Origin of the sequence: Streptomyces sp. NPDC006265 (assembly GCF_040613555.1) — a bacterium.
In the GTDB taxonomy this organism is placed as follows: Bacteria; Actinomycetota; Actinomycetes; order Streptomycetales; family Streptomycetaceae; genus Streptomyces.
Genome location: NZ_JBEXSH010000178.1, coordinates 7,069 through 12,330 on the forward strand (window position 1 = coordinate 7,069; position 5,262 = coordinate 12,330).

The window sequence follows — 5,262 nt, forward strand, 5'->3', positions numbered from 1 at the left end:
GGGCCCGCGCTGATGAGTTTCGCCCGTCCGGGACCTGCCGGGTTCCGCACCGATGAGTTTCGCCGGCCCGGGCGGTCTGTTCTGCGTCGACCACCGATCACAGAAGGAGCGCTGTGTCCCAGTTGCTGCGCGTGCAGAATTTCAATGTCTCGAGTGACGGCTTCGGTGCCGGTGAGGGTCAGAGCCTGGAGCGGCCGTTCGGTCATGCCGATCCCGGCACGATGTTCGCCTGGGCCGGCGCGACCGCGAGCTGGCCGAACCGCACCGACCCGGGCGGGAGCCGGGGCCTCGACGACTATCTGGTGCGCGACTTCCACCACAACATCGGCGCCGAGATCATGGGACGCAACAAGTTCAGCCCGCAGCGCGGTCCCTGGGAGAACCACGAGTGGCAGGGCTGGTGGGGCGACGAACCTCCCTTCCACACCCCGGTGTTCGTGATGACCCACCACGAGCGCCCCTCGTTCACCCTCTCCGACACGACGTTCCACTTCGTCGGCGGGGATCCGGCCGAGGTCCTCGCCCAGGCGCGCAAAGCGGCCGGGGGCAAGGACGTCCGGCTCGGCGGCGGAGCGGCGACCATCCGGGAGTTCCTGGACGCGGACCTGGTCGACGCGCTGCACGTGGCGGTCTCGCCCGATGTGGTGCTCGGGTCCGGGTCACGGCTGTGGGAGTCGCCCGAGGAACTGTTCGGCCGCTTCCACTGCGACATCGTGCCGAGTCCGAGCGGGGTGGTGCATCACCTGTTCTGGCGGAAGTGACGGCAGGTCAGGCCCCCTTGCCCCAGTCCAGCCGGTCGGCGAGCCCGGCGGCGGTGAAGGCGGCCTCCAACTGCTCGCGGCCCTCGGTGAAGTGGGCCCAGCTGTCGTAGTGGACGGGGACGACGCGCCGGCCGCCGAGGATCCGCGCGGCCTCGGCGGCCATCGCGCTGTCCAGGACGAGGACCTGGTTGTCGAAGAGGACGGGGAAGCGGGGAGCCCCGGCGAAGAGCACGGCGGTGTCGACGGGGCCGAAGCGGCCGGCGATCTCGCGGACCGCGTCGAGTGAGGCGTTGTCGCCGCTGACGTAGACGGTGGGCAGGCCCTCGCCGGTCAGGACGAAGCCGACGACCTGACCGGTGAACGCCTCGACCTGCTCGCGGGGGCCGGGCCCGTGCAGGGCCGGGACGCCGGTCACGGTGACCGTGCCGCCGCCGGGCCGGTCCAGCTCGACGGACTCCCAGTCGGCCAGGCCCCTGGCCTTGCCCCCCAGGCTCTCGCGCAGGCGCTCGCCGCCTCCGGGCGTGGTCAGGGTGAGGGGTATCCCGGCGAGCAGGGCCCGGCCGGAGGTGTCGAGGTTGTCGGGGTGCTCGTCGTGGGAGAGCAGCACCACGTCGACGCTGCCGAGGTCGGCGGGGCTGCCCGCGGAAGGCACGGTCTTGGTCAGGAGCGGACCTCCGGGCCGGGCGTAGTCGCCGGGGGCGTCGAAGGTCGGGTCGGTCAGGAAACGCAGGCCGCCGTACTCGAAGAAGGCGGTCGGGCCGCCGAGGACACGGACGGGGAAGTCGGTCGTCACGGGAACAGAAGACATGCAGCACCTCACGTTTGGGCCGGGCCGACGATGGCCATGCCCGGCTTCCTGACGGCGGTCGCCTCGCGGAAGCCGCCCGCGTCACGCCGACTCGTTCAGCAGCCTGCTCAGGTGCTCACGCCCAGGCCCCAGAAGGTCGGGCAGGGGCGTCGCCGCCTCGTACCAGCGCTTCTCGTACTCCCAGCAGAGCCAGCCGTCCCAGTTGTGGCGGGAGAGGACCTCGACGCATTCGGCCAGCGGGAGGACACCCTGGCCGAGAGCCAGAGGTGTCGTGTCGTCGGGGGAGGCGATGTCCTTGACCTGGACGTAGCCGAGGTGGGGGGAGAGGGCCGCGTAGGTCTCGGAGGGCTGTTCGCCGCCGAGCCAGGTGTGCATCACGTCCCAGAGGGCGCCGACCTGGCGGTGCCCGACGAGGCCGAGGATCCGCATCGCGTCGGCGGCGGTGCGGTGCGAGTCGTGGGTTTCGAGGAGGATGCGTACGCCCAGGTCGTTCGCGTGTTCGGCGGCCGTGCCCAGGCGGCGGGCGGCCGTCGCGTCGGCCTCCTCGGGGGTCTGGACGTCGAGGTCGCCGCCGGGGAAGACCCGGATGTACGGGGCGCCGAGGTCGCGGGCCAAGTCCAGGAGGGCGCGGATCTCGGCCAGGACGGGCTCGTCGTCGCCCGGCGCGGCGACCCGCGCGTAGCCCGCCAGACCCAGGAGCTCTACGCCCGCTCCCTTGAACTCGGCCGCGACGTCCGCCCGTTCGGCGGGACCGAGGCCGGTGTGGACCGGTTCCTCGGGATGAGTGCGCAGCTCCACGCCGTGATAGCCGTGGGCGGTCGCGAGCCGCAGGACGTCGGGCAGGGGCAGGCCGGGGACACCGAGGGTGGAGAACGCCAGCTTCATGTTGACGGACCCTACCCGGCACCCCGGCCGCTGACTCTCCTTCGTCACTCGGGTGTTGCGTGAAGATCCAGTCGCCAGTCCTGGCCGGTCAGGTCCTGGCCGAAGGAGTGGTGCGGCTTCTCCGCGACCAGGACGAAACCGTGGCGCTGGTAGATGCGGCGGGCCGCGCCGAGGATGTCGTTGGTCCACAGGACGACCTCGCGGTAGCCGGCCTCGCGGGCGAAGTCGACGAGCGCCCCGACCAGGCGGTCTCCGATGCGGAGGCCGCGCGCGTCCGGCTCGACGAGCAGGAGCCGCAGGCGGGCCGTGCCGGGTGTGTCGTCCCGGACGCACATCACGCAGCCCACTGGCCGGCCGTCCAGCTCGGCGATCCAGGTCCGCTCCAGGCGCGGGTCGTGGTCCTCGGCGTAGTCCGCGACGATCCTCGCCACCAGTGCCTCGTAGTCGCCGTCGAAGCCGTACTCGGCGGCGTAGAGCGCGGCGTTGCGCTGCACGATCCAGCCGAGGTCGCCGGGGGCCGGTTCGCGCAGGACGACGTCCTCGGGGGGCGGGGCGCCGCGGTCGCCGTCGCCGTCGCCGTCGCCGTCGCCGTCGCCGTCGCCGTCGCCCAGGATCGTCCGGACGGTCCGCATGGCCTCCGCCAGCCGCAGGCGGTCCTCGGCCCGGACCGTGTCCAGCATCGCCCCGACCGTGTCCCGAGCCCGCTCGTCGAGCAGCGCGGCGGCCTCGCGGCCGGGGGCGGTGAGCGTGATGCGGCGGCGGCGCGGGTCGGTGTCGGACGGGCCGCGCTCGACCAGCCCGTCCTCCTCGAACTTGTTCAGGATGCGGGTGAGGTATCCGGCGTCCAGGTGCAGCTGGGTTCGCAGGTCGGCGGCGTCCGTACGGGGCGCGTGGGCCAGCTCGTAGAGCACGCGGGACTCGGTGAGGGTGTAGGGGGCGTAGAGGCGGCGGCCGTAGTCGAGGGCGCCGATGACGTTCGTGTAGAAGCGGTTGAAGGAGCGGACGTCCTGGACTGTCACGGCCCGACCCCCGATGCTTGACTCAGTCAGAGATACTCGTGAGCGAGCTTAGACCTCCGGGGCGGCCGGAGCCAGGCACGAGACGAACGGGACGGCCGAGCCGACGAGAGGGACGGACGGCGGGCCGATGAGTTTCTGCGCGCTCCGGAGTCGGAAGGGGTGTTCGTGCACCGCAGCCGCAAGTGTTGTGGAAGCGTGCACCGACGGGATTTGCCGACAGACCCGACACGAGACACCGAGGAACCCCCGATGCGTACTCTGATCAGCACCGCTTTCATCTCGCTCGACGGCGTCGTGGAGGCTCCCGGCGGCGAACCCGGTTACCGGAACTCCGGGTGGACCTTCAAGAACATCGAGTTCCTTCCCGAGGCGTTCGAGATCAAGGGCCGGGAGCAGAAGGAAGCCACCGCGATGATGATGGGCCGCACCAGCTATGAGGCGTTCAGCCAGGTGTGGCCCGACATGGAGGACTTCGCCGATTACAAGGTGATGCCGAAGTACGTCGTCTCCACGACCCTCGCCGAGGAGAACCTGGTGTCGAACTGGGGCGACACGGTGATCCTTCGCTCGCTGGACGAGGTCGCCGCACTGAAGGAGACCGAGGGCGGCCCGATCATCGTCCACGGCAGCGCCACCCTCAACCAGGCCCCGTCCTGGGAACGCACCGTGCTGCCCCCGGCGCCGGCATCTCCCACCGGCCGATGCTGGCTCGTCTTCGACGACGGCCGGGGGCTGGCCGAGGCCCTGACCGCCCGGCTGCGCCGCGACGGCGCCCGGGTGACGACCGTGTCCGCGGGAGACCAGTGGACGCAGGCCCCCGGCCGTTTCACGATCGACCCCGCCGATCCGGACCACTACACACGCCTGTTGCGGGCGCTGCGGGAGCAGGACCAGCTGCCCACCCGTATCGCCCACTGCTGGAACGTCACCGGCGCCACCCCCCAACCGGACGCCGGCCCCGCCGCCGGGTTCGCCGCCGCCCGCCGCGCCTTCGACGGGCTGCTGCTCCTGGCCCAGGCACTCAACAGCCACTCCGACCAACCGGACTGCGACATCTGGGTCGTCAGCGACGGTCTGCACCGGGTCCTCGGCACCGAACGGCTCTCGCCGCTCAAGTCCACCCTGCTCGGCCCCGCCCGTGTCATCCCGCGCGAACACCCCGGTCTCGCCTGCCGCAGCGTGGACATCGTCCTGGACGGCGAGCCGGTCGAGCGCGCCGCCGACCAGCTGCTGCACGAGTTCTCCGTGCCGCCCGGGCACGCCGCCGTCGCCTACAGGGGACCGCACCGCTGGTCGCAGACCTACGTCCCCGCGCCGCTGCCGCCCGCGGACAGCACCCCGTCCGCCCTGCGCGACGACGGTGTCTACCTGATCACCGGCGGAACCGGCGGGCTCGGGCTCGCCCTGGCGGAGCACCTCGCCCGCCCCGGCCGGAGACTGGCCCTGCTCGCCCGCACCCCCGTCCCCCCGGAGGAAGAGTGGGACCGCCGGCTCGCGCAGCCGGACGGCGGCAGGACCACCGAGATCATCGAGAAGGTACGCGCGCTCCGGCGGCGGGGCGCCGAGGTGATGCTGCTGACCGCCGACGTCTGCGAGCACGACCAGGTCGAGGCGGCCGTCTCCGCCGTCGTGGAGCGGTGGGGAGGCGTCCACGGCGCCTTCCACGCGGCCGGCCTGGCGGGCGGCGGCCTCGTCCAGCTCGGCACTCCGGAGAAGGCCGCCCAGGTCATGGGCCCCAAGGTACTCGGAACGCTCCACCACGATGAACGGCACGTGGTGGTAACGGGCC

Annotated in this window: 5 protein-coding genes and 1 pseudogene; 3 read left to right on the forward strand and 3 right to left on the reverse strand. The window is 72.1% G+C overall.

Annotated elements, in window-relative coordinates; genetic code table 11:
- The first annotated feature begins 113 nt into the window (after nucleotides 1–113).
- Nucleotides 114–761 (forward strand): dihydrofolate reductase family protein, encoded by a 648-nt coding sequence (locus tag ABZ281_RS16965; protein ID WP_356656220.1) that lies wholly within the window; start codon nucleotides 114–116, stop codon nucleotides 759–761.
- Nucleotides 762–768: 7 nt separating this feature from the next.
- Here the strand turns inward: ABZ281_RS16965 and ABZ281_RS16970 are convergent, their stop codons facing one another.
- The 3 genes from ABZ281_RS16970 to ABZ281_RS16980 all read right to left on the reverse strand — a co-directional run bounded on the left by ABZ281_RS16970 (nucleotide 769) and on the right by ABZ281_RS16980 (nucleotide 3,473).
- Nucleotides 769–1,569, reverse strand: a complete 801-nt coding sequence (locus ABZ281_RS16970; protein ID WP_356656222.1) for an MBL fold metallo-hydrolase — start codon at nucleotides 1,567–1,569, stop codon at nucleotides 769–771.
- A gap of 81 nt (nucleotides 1,570–1,650) precedes the next feature.
- Complete coding sequence (locus tag ABZ281_RS16975) at nucleotides 1,651–2,454, reverse strand: sugar phosphate isomerase/epimerase family protein (protein WP_356656224.1); 804 nt, start codon at nucleotides 2,452–2,454, stop codon at nucleotides 1,651–1,653.
- A gap of 44 nt (nucleotides 2,455–2,498) precedes the next feature.
- Nucleotides 2,499–3,473 (reverse strand): bifunctional helix-turn-helix transcriptional regulator/GNAT family N-acetyltransferase, encoded by a 975-nt coding sequence (locus tag ABZ281_RS16980; RefSeq protein WP_356656226.1) that lies wholly within the window; start codon nucleotides 3,471–3,473, stop codon nucleotides 2,499–2,501.
- 249 nt (nucleotides 3,474–3,722) lie between these two features.
- Here ABZ281_RS16980 and ABZ281_RS16985 point away from each other — a divergent pair.
- Together ABZ281_RS16985 and ABZ281_RS16990 are read left to right on the forward strand one after the other, a co-directional pair.
- A pseudogene (locus ABZ281_RS16985) lies at nucleotides 3,723–4,115 on the forward strand (dihydrofolate reductase family protein); the annotation flags it as partial.
- Nucleotides 4,116–4,139: 24 nt separating this feature from the next.
- The coding region (locus tag ABZ281_RS16990) for an SDR family oxidoreductase (RefSeq protein ID WP_356656228.1) at nucleotides 4,140–5,262 on the forward strand (1,123 nt) is incomplete at its 3' end.